This is a genomic window from Streptomyces sp. NPDC027962, assembly GCF_055566095.1.
Genome location: NZ_JBVHTA010000050.1, coordinates 31,231 through 51,249, shown reverse-complemented (window position 1 = coordinate 51,249; position 20,019 = coordinate 31,231). Strand labels below are relative to the sequence as shown.

15 protein-coding genes and 1 pseudogene are annotated in these 20,019 nt (G+C 71.3%); 7 read left to right on the top strand and 9 right to left on the bottom strand.

Translation table 11 applies throughout. The features are described from left to right. Nucleotides 1–492: 492 nt before the first annotated feature. Entirely contained in the window at nt 493–750 is a 258-nt protein-coding gene (locus ACZ4SA_RS32235; protein ID WP_468281449.1) for a DUF6343 family protein, read from the top strand. A gap of 55 nt (nt 751–805) precedes the next feature. Here ACZ4SA_RS32235 and ACZ4SA_RS32230 read toward each other — a convergent pair whose 3' ends face one another. The 4 genes from ACZ4SA_RS32230 to rpsA form a co-directional block, all read right to left on the bottom strand. Then, nucleotides 806–1,171 carry a tetratricopeptide repeat protein gene (locus ACZ4SA_RS32230; RefSeq protein WP_468281448.1) on the bottom strand — a complete coding sequence of 122 codons (366 nt, stop codon included), beginning with the start codon at nt 1,169–1,171 and terminating at the stop codon, nt 806–808. A 296-nt stretch (nt 1,172–1,467) separates the two neighbouring features. Beyond that, on the bottom strand, nt 1,468–2,076 hold the full coding sequence (gene coaE / locus ACZ4SA_RS32225; protein WP_468281447.1) for a dephospho-CoA kinase: 609 nt from the start codon (nt 2,074–2,076) through the stop codon (nt 1,468–1,470). A gap of 62 nt (nt 2,077–2,138) precedes the next feature. Next, entirely contained in the window at nt 2,139–3,077 is a 939-nt protein-coding gene (locus ACZ4SA_RS32220; RefSeq protein WP_468281446.1) for a PAC2 family protein, read from the bottom strand. A gap of 422 nt (nt 3,078–3,499) precedes the next feature. Next, on the bottom strand, nt 3,500–5,002 hold the full coding sequence (gene rpsA, locus ACZ4SA_RS32215) for a 30S ribosomal protein S1 (protein ID WP_356634210.1): 1,503 nt from the start codon (nt 5,000–5,002) through the stop codon (nt 3,500–3,502). Nucleotides 5,003–5,363: 361 nt separating this feature from the next. Here rpsA and ACZ4SA_RS32210 point away from each other — a divergent pair, with 361 nt between their 5' ends. Together ACZ4SA_RS32210 and hrpB are read left to right on the top strand one after the other, a co-directional pair. Beyond that, nucleotides 5,364–6,167: a class I SAM-dependent methyltransferase gene (locus ACZ4SA_RS32210; protein ID WP_468281445.1), complete on the top strand. Its 804-nt coding sequence runs from the start codon at nt 5,364–5,366 to the stop codon at nt 6,165–6,167. A gap of 7 nt (nt 6,168–6,174) precedes the next feature. Beyond that, nucleotides 6,175–8,655: an ATP-dependent helicase HrpB gene (gene hrpB, locus ACZ4SA_RS32205; protein ID WP_468281444.1), complete on the top strand. Its 2,481-nt coding sequence runs from the start codon at nt 6,175–6,177 to the stop codon at nt 8,653–8,655. 85 nt (nt 8,656–8,740) lie between these two features. Here hrpB and pgfA read toward each other — a convergent pair whose 3' ends face one another. The 3 genes from pgfA to ACZ4SA_RS32190 all read right to left on the bottom strand — a co-directional run bounded on the left by pgfA (nt 8,741) and on the right by ACZ4SA_RS32190 (nt 11,756). Continuing rightward, the gene (gene pgfA / locus ACZ4SA_RS32200) at nt 8,741–9,730 is read right to left on the bottom strand and encodes a cell envelope lipid trafficking protein PgfA (RefSeq protein ID WP_468281443.1); all 990 of its coding nucleotides are present in this window, start codon (nt 9,728–9,730) and stop codon (nt 8,741–8,743) included. Nucleotides 9,731–9,741: 11 nt separating this feature from the next. Further along, entirely contained in the window at nt 9,742–9,879 is a 138-nt protein-coding gene (locus ACZ4SA_RS32195; protein ID WP_468281442.1) for an SPW_0924 family protein, read from the bottom strand. A gap of 134 nt (nt 9,880–10,013) precedes the next feature. Further along, the gene (locus ACZ4SA_RS32190; RefSeq protein WP_468281441.1) at nt 10,014–11,756 is read right to left on the bottom strand and encodes a lytic transglycosylase domain-containing protein; all 1,743 of its coding nucleotides are present in this window, start codon (nt 11,754–11,756) and stop codon (nt 10,014–10,016) included. Between the two features lie 201 nt (nt 11,757–11,957). Between ACZ4SA_RS32190 and ACZ4SA_RS32185 the strand changes: the two genes are divergently transcribed. Beyond that, a complete protein-coding gene (locus ACZ4SA_RS32185; protein ID WP_468281440.1) occupies nt 11,958–12,815 on the top strand; it encodes a DUF4184 family protein in 858 nt (285 codons plus the stop codon). 307 nt (nt 12,816–13,122) lie between these two features. Here the strand turns inward: ACZ4SA_RS32185 and polA are convergent, their stop codons facing one another. After that, a complete protein-coding gene (gene polA / locus ACZ4SA_RS32180) occupies nt 13,123–15,777 on the bottom strand; it encodes a DNA polymerase I (RefSeq protein WP_468281458.1) in 2,655 nt (884 codons plus the stop codon). Nucleotides 15,778–15,982: 205 nt separating this feature from the next. Between polA and ACZ4SA_RS32175 the strand changes: the two genes are divergently transcribed. The 3 genes and pseudogenes from ACZ4SA_RS32175 to ACZ4SA_RS32165 all read left to right on the top strand — a co-directional run. Next, nucleotides 15,983–18,262, top strand: a complete 2,280-nt coding sequence (locus ACZ4SA_RS32175; protein WP_468281439.1) for an FdhF/YdeP family oxidoreductase — start codon at nt 15,983–15,985, stop codon at nt 18,260–18,262. 48 nt (nt 18,263–18,310) lie between these two features. Beyond that, on the top strand, nt 18,311–18,769 hold the full coding sequence (locus ACZ4SA_RS32170; RefSeq protein ID WP_468281438.1) for a PaaI family thioesterase: 459 nt from the start codon (nt 18,311–18,313) through the stop codon (nt 18,767–18,769). Between the two features lie 109 nt (nt 18,770–18,878). Further along, nucleotides 18,879–19,200: pseudogene (locus ACZ4SA_RS32165) on the top strand (leucine zipper domain-containing protein); the annotation flags it as partial. Nucleotides 19,201–19,473: 273 nt separating this feature from the next. On the opposite strand, the gene ACZ4SA_RS32160 reads toward ACZ4SA_RS32165, so the two are convergent. Further along, nucleotides 19,474–19,971: a GNAT family N-acetyltransferase gene (locus ACZ4SA_RS32160; RefSeq protein WP_468281437.1), complete on the bottom strand. Its 498-nt coding sequence runs from the start codon at nt 19,969–19,971 to the stop codon at nt 19,474–19,476. Nucleotides 19,972–20,019: the final 48 nt, after the last annotated feature.

Below are 20,019 nucleotides of genomic sequence, written 5' to 3'. Positions count from 1 at the left end.
CCCGTACCGCGCTTCGCGCGGTGAGGCGCGGGGGTCCGGGGCGGAGCCTCCGGATACGGGAAGGGGCGGGGTAGGGGAAAGCCCCGCGCAGCGGCCGCCCACTCGCCGCCCCACCGCGGTCACCCGCGCGCGCTCGCCCCCGCAGCGAGGCCGGCCCTCTCCTCGACCTCCGCCGCGCCGGGCGCGACGGCCTCCGCAGCGGGGCCGGCCCTTTCTCGGTTTCCGCCCCGTCACCAGGCTCGACCGCCTCGGCACCCGCAGCAGGCACGACGGCCCCCGCCTCCGCACCAGGCAGCAGGGGTGGCGTCGGCGGCGGGAGTGCTGGCGGACATGGCTGTCTCCTCGGACGAGAGTGACGGAGTGTGGGTCGGCGCTTCGTCTTCCGTAGCGCTTTCACCCAGTCAGACCGCCGTGCGGACGAGAAGTCATCGCCCGTTCCCGATACTTCGAGGAACGCTGAGGGTGCATCCTGGGAGGAGGAGATGCGTTGCCATGCGTACTGGGAGTGAACCGATCACCGCACGCAGTCCACTGCGTATGCGCTTGTGGCTGGGCGTGTGGGGCCTGATGTGGACGGTGGGCGGCACGATCGCCTTCGCGATCGTCGGGCGGCCCGGGTGGGCCGCCGCGTGCGGGGTGCTGTTCCTCGTCGTCGCCGTGGATCTGGGGTTGGTCGTGCGCCATATCCGCCAGGGGCCGCACTATCAGCCGGGCAAGGACGTCCCACCGTACGAGCCCGACCACGGCTGACCGCCCCAAGCCCCGACCGCCGCCCCGCCGGGAGCGCGCTCCGTGTGGGTCGGTGTCACTGCGTGTCGAAGTCGGCGGCTTTCAGATATTCGGGGTTCGGGTCCAGCGCCGCCGCGAGACGGAAGTGGCGCTTGGCCTGCTCCGGTCTGCCGGCGCGCTCGAAGGTGCGCGCGAGGGCGAAGTGGGCGAAGGCGTTGTCCGGCTCACGCTCGAGGACGAGCTCGAACTCGAGCTCGGCTGGTCTCAATTGAGCCGCGGCGAAGAAGGCGCGGGCACGCAGCAGCCGGGCTGCTGTGTTCTCCGGGTGGGCTGCGATGACGGAGTCGAGAAGCTTCACGGCTCCGCGCGGATCCCGCGACGCCAGCAACTGCTCGGCCGCGCGATAGTCGATGACGTGCGTTTCCGGGTTGCTGTTGGACACGCTGCATTCCTTCCCGTCGCTGCCCGGACCAACACGGCTCGGGTCAGGGCTATTCCGGTGCCTGCGCCGGGCGGCTCCGCCCGTCCCGAGGCCGCCCCCTGGGAACGCAGGGCAGCCCCCTAGGGCGTGTTTCGAAAGTCCCGCCTGGCCCACGACGCCTGGCACGCACACTCGCTGCGTTGTCGGAGTCATCCAGGTACGTCCAGTACGAGGATGAACCTCCGCCTTGCGATCGCACGCACCAGACGCCGCGGGCCCCGCCCTGCGGGCGGACGACGCTACTTTCGAAACACGCCCTAGGAACGAGAGCCCGCCGCGCGCCGGGTCAGCTCGGCCCACACCTCGCGGACCTGGGGCTCCAGCTCCTCCAGGGGCCCGTCGTTCTCGATGACAAGATCGGCGATGGCCCGCCGCTGTTCACGAGTGGCCTGCGCCGCCATCCGTGACCGCGCCTCCTGCTCCGTCATCCCGCGCAGCCGTACGAGCCGGTCGAGCTGGGTCTGCGGTGACACGTCCACCACGACCACCACGTCGTAGAGAGACTCGAGCTTGTTCTCCGTGAGCAGCGGTACGTCGTGGACGACCACCTCGTCGGGACCGGCCGCCTCCTCCAGCTCCCGCGAACGCGCCCCGACCAGGGGGTGCACGATCGCGTTGAGGGTCGCGAGCCGATCGGCGTCGGCGAACACGATGGCGCCGAGCCGGGGCCGGTCCAGGGTGCCGTCGACGGAAAGGATCTCGGGGCCGAATGCCTCGACGACCGCCGCGAGCCCGGGGGTCCCGGGCTCGACGACCTCGCGGGCGATCCGGTCGGCGTCGATGAGCACCGCCCCGTACGACACCAGCAGCCGGGACACCTCGCTCTTGCCGGCGCCGATACCGCCGGTCAGACCAACTGTCAGCATGGGCCGCAGCCTACGCGAGCGCCCGGGCCCCTCTCCGGTCCGGTCCGATCGCCGGCAGAGCCTCAGGACTCACCCTCGCGTTCAGCAAGGAAGCGCTCGAATTCCAGCCCGATCTCGTCCGCCGACGGCAGTTCGACCGCTTCGGCGACGAGGCTGCCGCGGGTCTCGGCTCCGGCCATGGCGTCGTACTGGTGCTCAAGGCCCTGGACCAGGGCCACCAGCTCCTCGTCGCCCTCGCCGATCTGCCGCTCGATCTCGGTCTGGGTGCGGTGCGCCTCCGTCCGCAGGGAGTGCGCGACCGCCGGCAGCACCAGACCCGTGGCGGCCGTGATGGCCTCCAGGGCGCTCAGAGCCGCGTCCGGGTAGGAGGAGCGGGCCACGTAGTGCGGTACGTGGGCGGCCACGCCGAGCACGTCGTGGCCTGCCTGCATCAGGCGGTACTCGACGAGTGCCTCGGCGCTGCCGGGCACCTGGGCCTCGTCGAAGGGGCTGCGATGGCCGGGCATGAGGTCCGTGCGGTTGCCGTGCGGGGTGAGGCCGACGGGGCGGGTGTGCGGAACGCCCATCGGGATGCCGTGGAAGTTGACCGCGAGGCGCACCTGGAGCCGCTCGACGATCTGTCGAACCGCCGCCGCGAAGCGCTCCCACTCGACGTCCGGCTCGGGGCCGCTGAGCAGCAGGAACGGCGCGCCGGTGGCGTCCTGGACGAGCCTGACCTCCAGCGACGGGGTCTCGTATCCGGCCCAGCGGTCGCGCCGGAAGGTCAGCAGGGGGCGGCGGGCACGGTAGTCCACCAGCCTGTCGTGGTCGAAACGCGCCACCACCTGGTGGGGAAGCGTCTCCATCAGGTTGTCGACGATCTGCTCGCCGGTCTCACCCGCGTCGATATAGCCGTCGAAGTGGTACAGCATGACCAGGCCGGCGGACTCCTGCGCGAGCGCCGTGTCGACGACCGCGAGACCCTTCGGCTCCCACTCGTACAAATCCTGCGGATCCAGCACGATTACCGCTCCTCCTCGTGTTCGAAGACAAGAACGCGCGGTGACGCATGTGCATTCCCGTGGCTTTCCCGCTCCATGGTGCGTGCCCCACTTCGAACGGGCCGCTGATGCCGGGCAGTTCGGGCCGCCCCCGAGACCCCGCCGTGCCACCGGCTCCAAGCAGCCGGCCGTCGATGTCGCCAACCACAGCTCCGGCTGCCGGACGACCGTCTGCGCTAGCAGCACCGTCACCGGCGGCAAGGGGCTGACCACATCGCCGTCACCCCATGGCCCCGGAAGTCCCGTAGCCCCCGGTAGGACCCGTAGCCCCCTGCAGATCCGTAGCCCCCGAAAGACAGCAGTTCCCCGAAACAGCGGTAAGGCCCGCCCCCCAGTGGGGAGCGGGCCTTACTTCAGCTGGTCAGCTGCCTGCGGGACGAGCCTCAGCTCTGGCCGCCGGCAAGCTTCTCGCGCAGGGCGGCAAGCGCCTCGTCCGACGCAAGGGCGCCGGAGTTGTCGTCCGACTCCGAGGAGTAGGAACCGCCGGTCGCACCCGCCGGGGCACCGGCCGGAGCGGCGGCGCCACCCTCGGCAGCGGCGGCCTCGTCGGCCTCGCGGGACTTGATGACCTGGGCCTGGTGCTGCTCGAAGCGCTGCTGCGCCTCGGCGTACTGCGTCTCCCACGCCTCGCGCTGGGACTCGAAGCCCGGCAGCCAGTCGTTGGTCTCCGGGTCGAAGCCCTCGGGGTAGATGTAGTTGCCCTGGTCGTCGTAGGACGCGGCCATGCCGTACAGGGTCGGGTCGAACTCGACCGAGGCCGGGTCGGCACCGAAGGACTCGTTGGCCTGCTTCAGCGAGAGGCTGATGCGACGGCGCTCGAGGTCGATGTCGATGACCTTGACGAAGATCTCGTCGTTGACCTGGACGACCTGCTCCGGGATCTCCACGTGGCGCTCGGCCAGCTCGGAGATGTGGACCAGACCCTCGATGCCCTCGTCGACGCGGACGAACGCACCGAACGGAACGAGCTTCGTGACCTTACCCGGGACGACCTGACCGATCTGGTGGGTCCGGGCGAACTGCTGCCACGGGTCCTCCTGCGTCGCCTTCAGCGACAGGGAGACACGCTCGCGGTCCATGTCGACGTCGAGGACCTCGACGGTGACTTCCTGGCCGACCTCGACAACCTCGGAGGGGTGGTCGATGTGCTTCCAGGACAGCTCGGAGACGTGGACGAGACCGTCGACGCCGCCCAGGTCCACGAACGCACCGAAGTTGACGATCGAGGAAACGACGCCGGAGCGGACCTGACCCTTCTGCAGGGTCGTGAGGAACGTCTGGCGGACCTCGGACTGGGTCTGCTCCAGCCAGGCGCGGCGGGACAGGACCACGTTGTTGCGGTTCTTGTCCAGCTCGATGATCTTCGCCTCGAGCTCCTTGCCCACGTAGGGCTGGAGGTCGCGGACACGGCGCATCTCGACGAGGGAGGCCGGCAGGAAGCCACGGAGGCCGATGTCGAGGATGAGACCACCCTTGACGACCTCGATGACGGTACCGGTGACGATGCCGTCCTCTTCCTTGATCTTCTCGATGGTGCCCCAGGCACGCTCGTACTGGGCGCGCTTCTTCGAGAGGATCAGGCGGCCTTCCTTGTCCTCCTTCTGGAGAACAAGGGCCTCGATCTCGTCGCCGACCTTGACGACCTCGTTCGGGTCGACGTCGTGCTTGATCGAGAGCTCGCGGCTCGGGATGACACCTTCGGTCTTGTAACCGATGTCGAGCAGGACCTCGTCCCGGTCGACCTTCACGATGACGCCGTCGACGATGTCGCCGTCGTTGAAGTACTTGATCGTCTCGTCGATCGCGGCGAGGAAGGCTTCCTCGTTACCGATGTCGTTGACCGCAACCTGCGGGGTGGTGGCGGTGGTCTCGGTGCTGCTCGTCATGTGGGAAAGGGCTCCGGTACGGACATTGAGTCGTAGGTACTGCTACGCCGAGAGCCCGTATCGCAGCTGCAGAAGCCGGACAGCCTAGGAAGCGCCGAACAAAAGATCCGAAGACCCTGGAGACGCCTCGTGAACCGAGGGATACATACAGATGCGAGCGCGGCCTGCTCCGTCTGAGGCGCGCAGGCTCGCAGCGCAACTTGTAGCATACGGGGGCAGCCGGACACGGTCAATGCGCGAAGGCGCACACCCGGGGTGGAAGACCACATTTCCGGCACAACTCTTGTTCGCCGAGGCCAGGATGGCTTCTTTTCGATGCCCGGCTTCGGCGCGCTGGACGCAAACTACAACGACGGTGACGATGAGCCAAGATTTCGAACCGGAAGCGACCCGCCGTAGCGCTGGGGATGCGGAGAGCAGCCGGGCCAGCCGGGGCTGGTGGGACGTGAACGCCGACGAGTACCAGAACGAGCACGGCGCCTTCCTCGGCGACGACCGGTTCGTATGGGGCCCAGAAGGACTCGACGAGGCGGACGCCGGGCTGTTGGGACCCGCCGCCTCGCTGAAGGGACTGGACGTGCTGGAGATCGGCGCGGGCGCCGCCCAGTGCTCGCGCTGGCTCGCCGCGCAGGGCGCCAGGCCGGTGGCGCTGGACCTCTCCCACCGCCAGCTCCAGCACGCCCTGCGCATCGGCGCCGACGTGCCGCTGGTGGAGGCGGACGCGGGGGTACTGCCGTTCAGGGACGCCTCCTTCGACATCGCCTGCTCCGCCTACGGCGCGGTGCCGTTCGTCGCAGACCCCGTGAAGGTGTTCCGCGAGGTGAGGCGGGTGCTGCGGCCGGGCGGGCGCTGGGTCTTCTCCGTCACGCACCCGATCCGCTGGGCCTTCCCCGACGAGCCGGGGCCCGAGGGCCTGTCGGTGGCCGCCTCCTACTTCGACCGCACCCCTTACGTCGAGCAGGACGACCAGGGCCGCGCCGTGTACGTGGAACACCACCGGACGATCGGCGACCGCGTACGGGACGTGGTCGCCGGCGGTTTCCGCCTGGTCGACCTGGTCGAGCCCGAGTGGCCCGCCTGGAACAGCCAGGAGTGGGGCGGCTGGTCCCCGCTGCGCGGCAATCTGATCCCGGGAACGGCGATCTTCGTCTGCGAGCGGGCGTGACAGGGGCGTGATACGCGACGAGGCCCTGGAACTGCCCGTACGTGCCGCCCTGCCGGCGCTGCGGGAGGCTCTCGACGGGGGCGGGGCCGCCGTGCTGTGCGCGCCGCCGGGCACCGGCAAGACGACCCTGGTGCCGCTGGTGCTCGCGGAGGGCGGCGCACGGGTCGTGGTCGCGGAGCCGCGGCGTATCGCGGCGCGGGCCGCGGCCCGCCGGATGGCGTGGCTGCTCGGTGAGAAGGTCGGCCGGACGGTCGGCTTCACCGTCCGCGGTGAGCGCGTGGTGAGCCGTGAAACGGTCGTCGAGGTCGTCACGACGGGTGTGCTGCTGCAGCGGTTGCAACGGGACCAAGAGCTGGCGGGCGTCGACGTGGTCGTGCTCGACGAGTGCCACGAGCGCCACCTGGACGCCGACACCGTCGCCGCCTTCCTGCTGGACGTGCGTGCCGCCCTGCGGCCCGAGCTGCGGCTGGTCGCGGCATCGGCAACCACGGACGCCGAGGGCTGGTCCCGGCTGCTCGGCGACGCGCCGGTGGTGCGGGCCGAGGGCGTCACGCACCCCGTCGAGGTGCTCTGGGCTCCTCCCGCGCGTCCGGTGCGGCCTCCGCACGGGATGCGGGTCGATCCCGCGCTGCTGACGCACGTGGCGTCCGTGGTGCGGCGGGCGCTCGCCGAGCGGACCGGCGACGTGCTGTGCTTCCTGCCGGGCGTGGGCGAGACCGGCCGGGTGGCCGGGCAGCTCGCAGGGGTGGACGCGGAGGTCCTCCAGGTGCACGGCCGGGCGCCTGCGGCGGTCCAGGACGCCGTGCTGGCGGGCGGTGCCGTCCGCCGGGTGATTCTCGCGACGTCCGTCGCCGAGTCGTCGCTGACCGTGCCGGGAGTGCGGGTCGTGGTCGACTCGGGGCTGGCGCGCGAGCCGCGTACCGACCATGCGCGGGGCCTGAGCGCGCTGACGACCGTACGGGCGTCGCAGGCCGCGGGCAGACAGCGGGCGGGGCGTGCCGGCCGGGAGGGGCCGGGCACGGTGTACCGCTGCTGGACCGAGGCCGAGGACGCACGGCTGACGCGGTTCCCCGCGCCCGAGATCAAGGTCGCCGACCTGACGGCGTTCGCTCTGCACGCAGCATGTTGGGGCGACCCGGCGGCGAGCGGCCTCGCCCTGCTGGACGCGCCCCCGGCGGGCGCGATGGCCGCGGCCCGGTCGGTGCTGGGCGCGATCGGCGCGGTCGACGAGTCGGGCAGGGTGACGGACCGGGGCGTACGGATGTCACGGCTGGGTCTCCATCCACGGCTGGCCCGCGCGCTGCTCGACGGTGCCCGCCAGGTGGGGGCGCGGCGCGCGGCCGAGGTGGTCGCGCTGCTGGGCGACGAGCCCCCGCGGGAGTACGGGGACGACCTGGCCGGCGCCTGGCGCACGGCCCGCCGGGGTGGTGACGCGTACGGTGCGCGCTGGCGGACGGAGGCGCGCCGGCTGGAGTCGTCCCTCGGTGACACCGGACACGGCCAGGGGGTGTCCGGCGACGACGCCGTCGCCGGGCTCGTCGCAGCTCTGGCGTTCCCAGAGCGGGTGGCACGGCGGCGCGGGGACGGGCAGTACCTGATGGCCTCGGGGACCGGAGGCGGGCTGGGCGCCGGCTCGGCGCTGCGCGACGCGCCCTGGCTGGCGGTCGCCGTGGCCGACCGTCCCGCCACGGCCGCGTCCGCACGCGTGCGGCTGGCCGCCGTCCTCGACGAGGACGCCGCCCGTGGCGCCGCCGCACATCTGCTGACGTCCGGCGAGGAGGTCCACTGGGAGGACGGCGACGTCGTCGCCCGGCGCGTGGAACGGCTGGGAGCGGTGGAGCTGTCCGTGCGGCCGCTGGGCGACCCGGACCCCTCGCTCGTGCGCCAGGCGCTGCTGGAGGGCATGCGGCACGAGGGGCTGGGGCTGCTGCATTGGACGCGCGAGGCGCGGGGGCTGCGGGAGCGGCTTTCGTTTCTGCACCGGGTGGTGGGCCCGCCGTGGCCGGGCGTCTCTGACACGGCGTTGCTCGAGGCCGCCGACCGGTGGCTCGAGCCGGAGCTCTCCCGCGCCCGGCGGCGCGCGGACCTCGGCCGCATCCAAGCGGGTCAGGCACTGCAGCGGCTCCTGCCGTGGGCGACCGGCGACGCGTCCCGGCTGGACGAGCTGGCGCCGGAGCGGATCCAGGTGCCGAGCGGGTCCCGTGTACGGGTGGAGTACAGCGGTGAACAGCCGGTACTCGCGGTGAAGCTGCAGGAGCTGTTCGGGCTGCGGGAGACACCGCGGGTCGCGGGTGTGCCGGTGCTGGTACACCTCCTCTCCCCCGCCGGACGGCCCGCGGCGGTCACCGCGGACCTGGCGTCCTTCTGGCGGGACGGTTACCGGGCCGTACGGGCTGAGCTGCGCGGCCGCTACCCGAAGCACCCGTGGCCGGAGGATCCTTCGTCGGCGGAGCCCACCCGGCACACGAAGGCGCGCCCCAGGCCGTGAGCGGCACAGGCCGTGAGCGACTCAGACCGTGAGCGGCACAGGCCGTGAGCGACTCAGACCGTGAGCGGCTCAGACCGTGAGCGGCTCAGACCGTGAGCGGCTCGGGGGCCGGTTCGCCGGCCGCCGTGTCCGGGCGGCGGGCGCGGGCCTCCAGCCACAGGGCGAGAGCGAACAGGACACCGCCGAGGGCCGGGAGCCCCCAGGGCAGGTACGAGGTCATCAGCAGCACCAGCCGGCGCTGGGAGGTGACCAGTTCGACGGTGGAGTCGACGTAGTCCGGGCGCATCTTCACATGGCCCGAGAACGCCGTGACCTTGTCGCGGCCGCCGAGCAGGGATCCGCCGCGTAGTTCCTCGGTGTGGATCTCCTCGCCGTTGACGGGTGCTCCGGTGACCGGGTCCACCCAGAACATCCGCTTGGTGGTGTACCAGCGGGTGGTGCCGGTCTGTTTCTCCAGCGTGGTCGCATCGATACCGGGGATCGGCATCTTCTTCGGGTACGGCACCTTGGTCCAGGGGATGGTCTGCTCGAAGTAGTAGACCTCCAGGCCGCGGAACTGCCGGGTGCCCTGGTAGTGGATCGGGGCGGACCTGCGGGCCTGGGCGTCGAAGTACACGTAGTCCCGTTTCTCGGTGAGGAACGGCCACTTGAACTCGATGCCCTCGCGGCGCACCGGGTCGCCGTCGACGGATTCGCCGGTGACGTGCACGGGTTCCTGGGTGTGCGCGTCGAAGATGTACCGCTCGGGGATCTGGGACACCATCTTCCCGTCCGGCCCCTGGACGTAGGAGAGGGAGTCCCAGACGACGACGTCGCGGCCCGCGGTGCGTTCGATCCTCTCCGACTCCTCCACATTGCCCTTGAGGGTCTGCACGATGGTGACCCTCTCGACCTCCTCGGCCTTGAGGGTGCCGTAGTCGAGGAGTGTCGCGGGCTTCGCCTCGAGGACCATCTCCTGGTACTGGCCGGCGGGGATCTTGACGAGCCGGGGAAAGGCGTACCAGCGCAGCAGGGGCCCCAGTGCGGCGAAGAAGACGGCGAGGGCGACGAGTACGAGACCTGCTCTGCGCTGCACGGTCCGCCCTCCTACTTCTTGGGTCCGGGGACGGTGGTGAGCAGCGGTTCGGGCGAGGTCTCGCCGGCCGGCGCGCCGATCGCCGTGACGGTCAGGACGAGGGCGAGGGCGGCTGCCAGTCCGATGGCGGCGGCGACGAGGGCGCGCATGCTCGGCCTCCCGGAACGCAGAACTGATAGGGCGTCAGGTCTGGGCACCGTAGCAATCCGGCCGGAAGAAGAGAACACGCGGCACCGCCCCTCTCCCTGGCGGCGGGAGAGGGACGGTGCGCGGTGCGTGCGGGTCAGGCAGAGGGCGACGGGGAGGGAGAGGTCGACGGCGAGGGGGAGGTCGACGGCGAGGGTTCAGGGGTCGTGCTCGGTGCCGGTGCCGTCACGTTCAGTTCGATGTCCAGGCTGCCGCCGCCGGGGGCGGTCAGGCGCAGCAGGAACGTGCCCTCAGCGTCGTCCGCGTAGACCTTGGGGAGCTCGAGGACGCCGTCGGCGCCGGTCTTGAGCCCGGTCAGGGTGCGCACGACCTTGCCGTCCTCCTTGAAGTACGGGCCCCTGCCGTTCTCGGCCGCGTCCTCCTTGGAAACGATCATCGTGGCGGTGACCGCGACACCCGAGGCGGCGACGCCGTCGCAGGCAGCCTTGACCCGGATGACGTCCGCGAACTCGCCGCCGGCGGTGGCCGTCAGCGCCTTCTCGTCCGTCCGGACGATGCTGTCCGCCTGCCGTTCGGTGACGGTGGCCCCGAACTCGACGCCGGGCAGGGAGCGCTCGACGACCGTGGCGCGCACGGTGAACGTGCCGGTCTTCTCACCCGCGAGCAGCGCGGGGGCGCTGACCGTGCCGTCGGCGCCGGTGGCCAGCACGACGCTCTGGTGCCCGCCGGAGAAGCGGGCGTCTGTGTCGCCGACGACCATGAACCGGACGGCCACCTTCTGGACGGGCAGGCCCTTGGCGTTCTCGGCCCTGACGGTGGGCCGCTCGCTGAACTCGCCACCGGCGACGGACGTCAGCGGCCCGGTCCCGGCGTCCTCGATGCGCGCCACCGGGGCGGGGGCCGGCGGAGTCGTCGGCGGCGGGGTGGCCGGCGGAGTCGTCGGCGGCGGAGTCGTCGGGGCCGGCTTTGCGGGCGGCGGAGTCGGCTTCGTTCCAGGGGGCGCCGGGTTCGGCGTCGGCGTGGGCTTGGGGCTCGGGGTCGTCGGCGGGGTCGAGGAGCCGGGGCCGTCGCCCACCGGCAGCACACCCGTGCCGTCGGGGACCTGGTGCGTCCCGCGCTTGTAGTACTCGAACCAGGACAGCACCGTACGCAGGTACTCCCGCGACTGGTTGTAGCCGAGGATCGCCCTGTCGAGGTCGTCCTTGTTGCCGAGGTCCCGGCCGCCGGCGCAGAGGTAGCGCCCCGCGGCGAGCGCCGCGTCGTAGATGTTGTTGGGGTCCTTGCGGCCGTCCGCGTTGGCGTCCTGGCCCCAGGCCGCCCAGGTCTCGGGGATGAACTGCATCGGCCCGACGGCTCGGTCGTGAACCGAGTCGCCGTCGTAGGCGCCGTTGTCACTGTCCGAAATGTTCGCGAAGCCGACGCCGTTGAGAACCGGGCCGAGGATCGGGGAGAGCGTCGTGCCGTTGGCGTCGACGCGGCCGCCGCGGGCCTGGCCCGACTCCACCTTGCCGATCGCGGCGAGCAGCTGCCACGGAAGACGGCAGGCCGGGTCGGACGCCGCGATGGTCTGCTCGGCCTGCTTGTAGGCGGCGAGGACGGTCGCCGGTATACCGGCCTCGCCCGGACCGGTGACCGGCAGATCGATCGAAGTGCCCGGCTTGTCGGGGGTGTTCAGCGGGGGAAGGTCCGTGTAGTACGGCGAGTTGCCGGTGACCGGGGTGCCGGGCGGCGGGGTGGCGTCCGTGGCTTCCTGACCGGCGCCCGAGGCGGCGGGCGTGACACCGGGGGCCTGTGATGCGGAGAGTGCGGCCACGGCGGCTGCGGCCACCGCGGTCGTTGTCGCTCCCCTGCGCAGTCGGCGGCCGAATTGCGCTGCCATACGTCTGGTTCCCCTCCCCATGGGCGGCCGTTCGCGCTCCCCAGCGCGGACTCACGTGACCCTAGTGCACCTTGCGGCATCGGGGCACCGGCCCCTGACCGCTATTCACCACTTCGCCACCTCATCGTCGTACCGATCGGCCAAGGCGCCATCACGCATACTGGGCCCGACTGATCTACGAAGGTCTCAGGGGGCGACACCATGCCGTTCACACTCAGCCACGCCGCGGCGGTGCTTCCGGGCATCCGCAGGAACGGCAGCGCCCGCGGCCCGCTGTGCGCCTCGGCTCTCGTCCTCGGCTCGTTCGCGCCGGACACGACGTACTTCGTAGCGAGCGTCTCGCCCGCGGCAATGCAGCTCGGGAGCGTGACACACGGGCCGCTCGGGGTGCTGACGGTCGACGTCGCCATCACCGCGGCGCTCGTGGCGCTCTGGCTGATGATGCGTGACCCGCTCGTGGCGCTGCTGCCGACGGCGTGGCAGGGGCGGGTGCACACCCTGCTGCGGGGGCGTCCGGTGCATGGGCGTCCGCCCCTGGCCACAGCGCTGTGGTTCTACGTATCGGCGGTGATCGGGGCGAGTTCACACGTCGTGTGGGACGCCTTCACCCACTTCGACCGGTGGGGTGTACGGATGGTGCCGGTGCTCGGCGAGGTCGTGGCGGGCTTCCCGCTCTACACGTACACGCAGTACGGCAGTTCGGTTGTGGCGCTGGTCGCGCTGGTGTGGTTCGTCTCGTCCGCCCTGCGGCGGCTGCCGGCGCCGCAGCTGCCGCCCGTCCCGGTGCTCGGCCGCCGCGCCCGCCTGTCGGCGGCGGGGCTGCTCGCCCTGTGCGTCCTGGCGGGTGTCGTGCACCGCTGTGTGCGCTGGTACCAGCACTGGGGCCGGGTCGACACGCCCCTCGACATCATCCCGACAGCCTGCTTCGGCGCCGGCGCGGGCCTGGCGGCCGGCCTGGTGCTGTACGGGGCGGCGGTCCGGCTCCACTGGCGGGACCGCCGACCGACCGATGCCCTCGCGCCGCACCCCACCGACCGGGACCACGCCGGCGTGGCCTGAGGCGGCCTCCGCGTGGGTCGCCGTGGCCGCCGACCGGGCCGCACGGACGTGGCCTGAGGGTGGCCCGCTCGTCTGGGGCATTGCCCCCGCGTGGGGCGGCTACGCCCCCAACGGCCGCCTCCCGGCGACCCGCAAGCAGACCGCACGGCCCTGTATTGGGCGGCGATACCCCGACCGGCCACCTCCCGGCGACGCGTCACAATCGGGCGGCGCAGCACGGGCCGGCAGGCCCCCGGGCGACGCGTCACCCGATCGGGCCGCCCGCGCGGACCCCTACGGCCGCAGCAACGCCGCCCCCGACGTCAGATCAGTGCGCCGCCGACTCCCAGTCGTGTCCCACGCCCACCGACACGTCCAGCGGCGCCCGCAGCGAGACCGCCGACGACATTTCGTGGCGCACCAGCGCCTCGGCCTGGTCGCGCTCGCCCGGTGCGACCTCGAGGACGATTTCGTCGTGGACCTGGAGCAGCAGGCGGGACGACAGCTTCGCCTCCGTCAGCGCGCGGTCCACGTTCAGCATGGCGACCTTCACGATGTCCGCCGCCGTGCCCTGGATCGGCGCGTTGAGAGCCATCCGCTCGGCCGCCTCGCGGCGCTGGCGGTTGTCGCTGTTGAGGTCGGGGAGGTATCGCCGGCGGCCCAGCATGGTCGCCGTGTAGCCCGTGGCCCGCGCCTCGTCGACGACGCGCCGCAGGTAGTCCCGTACCCCGCCGAACCGCTCGAAGTACGTGTCCATCAGGACCCGTGCCTCCGCGGGCTCGATGTTCAGCTGCTGGGAGAGGCCGAAGGCCGACAGCCCGTAGGCCAGCCCGTACGACATCGCCTTGATCTTCCGCCGCATCTCCGCATCGACGGCGGACCGCTCGACGGAGAACACCTGGGAGGCGACGGTGGTGTGCAGGTCCTCACCGGAGGTGAACGCCTCGATGAGGCCCTCGTCCTCCGAGAGGTGCGCCATCACGCGCAGTTCGATCTGGCTGTAGTCCGCGGTCATCAGCGACTCGAAGCCCTCGCCGACGACGAACCCGCGACGGATGGCGCGGCCCTCGTCAGTCCTCACCGGCACGTTCTGCAGGTTGGGGTCGGTGGACGACAGCCGGCCCGTGGCCGCGACGGTCTGGCTGAACGTGGTGTGGATGCGGCCGTCGGCGGCGATCGTCTTGATCAGGCCCTCGACCGTGGAGCGCAGCCGGGCCTGCTCGCGGTGGCGCAGCATGATGACCGGCAGCTCGTGGTCGGTCTGCGCTGCCAGCCAGGCGAGCGCGTCCGCGTCCGTGGTGTAACCGGTCTTGGTCTTCTTCGTCTTGGGGAGGTTGAGCTCTCCGAAGAAGACTTCCTGGAGCTGCTTGGGCGAGCCGAGGTTGAACTCGTGGCCCACCGCCGCGTGCGCCTCCTTGACCGCCTGCTGCACGGCCGCGGCGAACTGCTGCTCCATCGCTTCGAGATGGGCGCGGTCGGCCGCGATGCCGTGGCGCTCCATGCGGGCCAGCAACAGGGAGGTGGGCAGCTCCACGTCGTGCAGCAGCTCGGCCGCGCCGACCTCCTTCAGCCTCTCGCCGAACGCCTCTCCGAGGTCGAGGACCGCCCGGGCCTGTGCCATGAGGGCGTCGGCCTCGGCCTGCTCGTCGGCGCCGAAGGCGAGCTGTCCGTCGGCGGACGCGGGGGCCAGCTCCCGGTGGAGGTATTCGACGGAGAGGGCGTCCAGCGCGAAGGACCGTCGCCCGGGCTTGACCAGATACGCGGCGAGCGCGGTGTCCATGGTGACGCCGGCGATGCTCCAGCCGTGCTCGGGGAACACCCGCAGCGCGTCCTTCGCGTTGTGCATCGTCTTCGGCCGGGCCGGGTCGGAGATCCAGGCGGCGAAGGCCCGCTCGTCGGACTCGTCGAGCTGTGTCGTGTCGAACCAGGCCGCCTTGCCGTCGGCGGCCGCCAGCGCGATCTCGCTGACGTTGCCGACGCCCAGCGCCCAGGCCGAGACGGTGGCCACACCGAGCGGCTGCTCGCCGTGCTGGTCCAGCCAGTGCGCGAGCTCCCCGGCGCCGATGACGGTGCCGTCGAGCTCGACACCGGCCTCGGGGGTGGGGGCCTCCTCCTCGGCCGCGCCCGGGTCGACGGCGAGCAGTCGCTCCCGCAGGCTCGGATTGCGGATCTCGAGGACCTCGAGGAAGCCCTTGAGGGCCGTCCTGTCGTACGGCGCCCGCTCGAGGTCGGCCACGGTCTTGGGCAGCTCCACGTCGCGGACCAGCTCTGTCAGGTGGCGGTTGAGCTTGACGGACTCCAGGTGGTCGCGGAGGGCCTGGCCTACCTTGCCCTTGACCTCGCCGGCGCGCTCGACGAGGTCGGCGAACGAGCCGAACTGGTTGATCCACTTCGTCGCCGTTTTCTCTCCAACGCCGGGGATGCCGGGGAGATTGTCGGACGGGTCGCCGCGCAGCGCGGCGAAGTCCGGGTACTGCTGCGGGGTGAGACCGTACTTCTCCTCGACCTTCTCCGGCGTGAAGCGGGTGAGCTCGGAGACGCCCTTGGTCGGGTAGAGCACGGTGGTGCGCTCGCTGACCAGCTGGAAGGAGTCCCGGTCACCCGTGACGATCAGCACCTCGAAGCCGGCGGCCTCGGCCTGGGTGGCGAGCGTGGCGATGATGTCGTCCGCCTCGAAGCCGTCGACCGCGAAGCGCACCGCGTTCATCGTGTCGAGCAGCTCGCCGATCAGCTCGACCTGGCCTTTGAACTCGTCAGGGGTCTTGGAGCGGTTCGCCTTGTACTCGGGGAAGTCGGCCGAGCGCCAGGTCTTGCGGGACACGTCGAAGGCCACGGCGAAATGCGTGGGCGCCTCGTCGCGCAGCGTGTTCGCCAGCATCGACGCGAAGCCGTAGACGGCGTTCGTCGTCTGGCCGCTCGCGCTGGTGAAATTCTCCGCGGGCAGCGCGAAGAACGCCCGGTACGCAAGAGAGTGCCCGTCCATGAGGAGCAGGCGCGGTCGGTTGTCTGCCGTCTTCTTCGATGCCGTCTCAGCCACGACCCCGATCCTGCCACGTACTACTGACATTCCCGACCGGCTGACCTTCCCGACCGGCGCGACCCGGCGGGGACGGCTGTCACAGCGGCGTGACAGGATCGGAGACGTAACGAAAGATGTATCGCACAGGCACGGCTCAAGGGAGAGCGCGATGGCCAGCAAGCCGCCCGCAGGTGATCCGGTCCAGGACGCACCGCAGGTCGAGGCCCCGCAGCATGCGGCGGCGGGCCTGCCCGCGATCGGTCACACGCTGCGCGTCGCACAGCAGCAGATGGGAGTGGGCCGCTCCGCCCGCACCCTGCTCAAGGTCAACCAGAAGGACGGCTTCGACTGTCCCGGCTGTGCCTGGCCGGAGGACGACAAGCGCCATGTCGCCGAGTTCTGTGAGAACGGGGCGAAGGCCGTCGCCGAGGAGGCGACCCTGCGCCGGGTGACGCCCGACTTCTTCGCCGCGCATCCGCTCGCCGACCTCGCGAACCGCAGCGGCTACTGGCTCGGCCAGCAGGGCCGGATCACCCAGCCGATGTACCTCCCCGAGGGCGCCGACCGGTACGAGGCGGTGACCTGGGAGCGGGCTTTCGCGATCATCGCCGAGGAGCTCCGCGCGCTGGAGTCGCCCGACGAGGCACTGTTCTACACCTCCGGCCGCACCAGCAACGAGGCGGCGTTCCTGCTGCAGTTGTTCGCCCGCGAGTTCGGCACCAACAACCTCCCGGACTGCTCCAACATGTGCCACGAGTCCTCCGGCTCTGCGCTCACGGAGACCCTCGGCATCGGCAAGGGCAGCGTCTCGCTGGAGGATCTGTACCGGGCGGACCTGATCATCGTCGCCGGGCAGAACCCGGGCACGAACCATCCCCGCATGCTCAGCGCCCTCGAGAAGGCCAAGACCTCCGGGGCGAAGATCATCTCCGTGAATCCGCTGCCGGAGGCGGGAATGGAGAGGTTCAAGAACCCGCAGACACCCCGCGGCATCGTCAAGGGCACCGCGCTGAACGATCTGTTCCTCCAGATCCGCATCGGTGGCGACCAGGCATTGTTCCGGCTGCTGAACAAGCTGATCCTGGACACCGACGGCGCTGTCGACGAGGAGTTCGTCCGCGACCACACGCACGGTTTCGAGGACTTCGCCGCGGCCGCCCGGGCCGCCGACTGGGAGGCCACCCTCGCGGCGACCGGGCTCGAGCGCGCCGAGATCGAGCAGGCCCTGCGCCTGGTGCTCGCCTCCGAGCGCACCATCGTGTGCTGGGCGATGGGCCTCACCCAGCACAAGCACTCCGTCGCCACCATCCGCGAGGTGGTCAACTTCCTCCTCCTGAGGGGCAACATCGGCCGCCCCGGCGCCGGCGTCTGCCCGGTGCGCGGCCACTCCAACGTCCAGGGCGATCGCACCATGGGCATCTTCGAACGGCCCTCCCCCGCTTTCCTGGACGCCCTGGAGAAGGAGTTCGGCTTCGCGCCGCCGCGCCACCACGGCCTCGACGTGGTCCGGTCCATCGCGGCGCTGCGCGACGGCATGGCGAAGGTCTTCTTCGCCATGGGCGGCAATTTCGTGTCGGCCAGCCCCGACACCGCGGTCACGGAGGCGGCTGTGCGCCGCGCCCGGCTGACCGTGCACGTGTCCACGAAGCTGAACCGCTCGCACTGCGTCACGGGGCGGCGGGCGCTGATCCTGCCCACCCTGGGCCGCACCGACAAGGACGTGCAGGCCGGAGGACGGCAGGTCGTGACCGTCGAGGACTCCATGGGCATGGTGCACGCCTCCCGGGGCAACCTCACGCCCGCGAGTCCCCACCTGCTGTCCGAGCCGGCCATCGTGGCCCGGCTGGCACGCGCCGTGCTGGGGCCCGGTTCGCCGACGCCGTGGGAGGAGTTCGGACACGACTACGGCACGATCCGCGACCGGATCGCGCGTGTGGTCCCCGGCTTCGAGGACTTCAACGCGAAGATCGCCCGTCCCGGTGGTTTCACCCTGCCGCACGCCCCGAGGGACGAGCGCCGCTTCCCCACCGCCACCGGCAAGGCCAACTTCACGGCGGCGCCCGTCGAGTACCCCGAGGTCCCGGAGGGCCGGCTGCTGCTGCAGACGCTGCGCTCGCACGACCAGTACAACACCACGATCTACGGCCTCGACGACCGCTACCGCGGCATCAAGGGCGGCCGCAGGGTCGTCCTGGTCAACCCCGACGACGCCCGCGAACTGGGTCTGGCCGACGGCTCGTACACCGATCTCGTGAGCGAGTGGAAGGACGGCGTCGAGCGGCGCGCCCCCGGCTTCCGCGTCGTGCACTACCCCACCGCGCGCGGCTGCGCAGCGGCGTACTACCCGGAGACCAATGTGCTGGTCCCGCTGGACTCCACCGCGGACACCAGCAACACCCCCGCCAGCAAGTCCGTCATCGTGCGTCTGGAACAATCACCGTCCGCCTAAGCGTCCGCTCAGGCGAGCACGAGACCTGACGACGATCGGAGCCGGCCCATGGGCGAGCAGACCACCGTGAAGTTCCCGCAAGAGGTCATCGACGAGTACGCCGCCCTCGGCATCGACCTGCCCGCGCTGTTCTCCGCGGGGACCCTCGGCACGCGCATGGGCGTGCAGATCCTGGAGGCCTCCGCCGACCGCGTCGTCGGCACGATGCCGGTGGAGGGCAACACCCAGCCGTACGGACTGCTGCACGGCGGGGCGTCGGCCGTGCTCGCCGAGACGCTCGGCTCCGTCGGCTCGATGATGCACGGCGGCAGCACCAAGATCGCCGTCGGCGTGGACCTCAACTGCACCCACCACCGCGGCGTCCGCTCGGGACAGGTGACCGGCGTGGCCACCCCCGTGCACCGCGGCCGGTCCACCGCCACGTACGAGATCGTCATCACCGACGACCAGGACAAGCGGGTCTGCACGGCACGGCTGACCTGCCTGCTGCGCGACGCCCAGGGCTGAGCCCTGGATGTGCTCGGCCATGAGGTTGGTTACTCGCATCGGTAGTTGATCAAGAAGAGACCTCCGGGCGTAGTGGAGATGTCTGTCTTCACCACAACCGGAGGTCTTGGTGGCCCACGCCAACGCCCGTCCGACCTTTCACGGCAGAGGCCTTCTGATCCGCCGTGTCGTGCACGACCTGCGCCCGGTGGCGCATGTGGCCAAGGAGCTGGGAGTCTCACGGCAGTGCGCGCACCGATGGATGGCCCGCTTCCGGGCCGAGGGCCGGGACGGGCCGCACGACCGCTCCAGCCAGCCCCTCAGCTGCCCGAGACGCACACATCGAGGCCGCGGCGCTCGGCGCACGGCGTGCTCACCGGCGGGAGCCGGACTTCCTCGCCGCGGAAACCGGCGTTCCCGCCCGGGCGGTGACGCGCGTCCCGACCCGTCACGCCGTCAGCTCGTCGTGCGTGCCCCGTTCGGTGATCCGGCACCCGTCGAGCACCACGATCACATCGGCCCCCGCCTCGACGAACTCCAGGCCGAAGGCCTCTCCGTACGCGCCTGCGTCGCCCAGAGCCAGGTCGAGACCCAGCTCATCGAACCCGTCACCGAGAACGCCTTCCGCATGAAGGAGCTGATCCCCCTTTGCGTGGCCGGAATGGCCACGCCCCAGGAATGCGGCAGCACAGCCCAGAGCCGGCCGGGGCGCGCCAGAAGCCGCCTCAGAGCTCCAGCGCGTACGTCAGCAGCCCGAGGCCGGGGACCGGCTCCCAGTCCCGCTCCGGCGTACGCACGAAACCCAGCCGACGGTAAATCCGGTGGGCGGCGTGCATGCCACTCTGCGTCGACAGCACCAGCCGCACGCAGCCGACGGCCTGTGCCCGCTCGACGCAGGTACGCACCAGCGCCTCGCCCGCCCCGCGGCCACGCGCCTGCTCAGAGACCGCGAGCATGCGGAACTCCGCCTCGCCCGGTCCCGCGATGTCGGCCCACAGCCCGCCGTCCGGCACGAACGCGACCCCGCCGACCACCGTGCCCGGCCCGTCGACCGCGACATACACCTCGGACCCCGCTGCCCGCCCCGCGACATCCCGCAGCACCGACAGATACGGGTCGTCCTCGCCGAAATCCAGCAGACCGCCCCGCAGATACGCCTGCGCGGTCAGCTCACCGAGCTCGGCGTACTCCCCCGGCTCGATCCTCCTGATCGTGATGTCCATGCCCGGCAGTGTGCAACACCACGATCCGGAAGTCCGCCGCATTTTCCG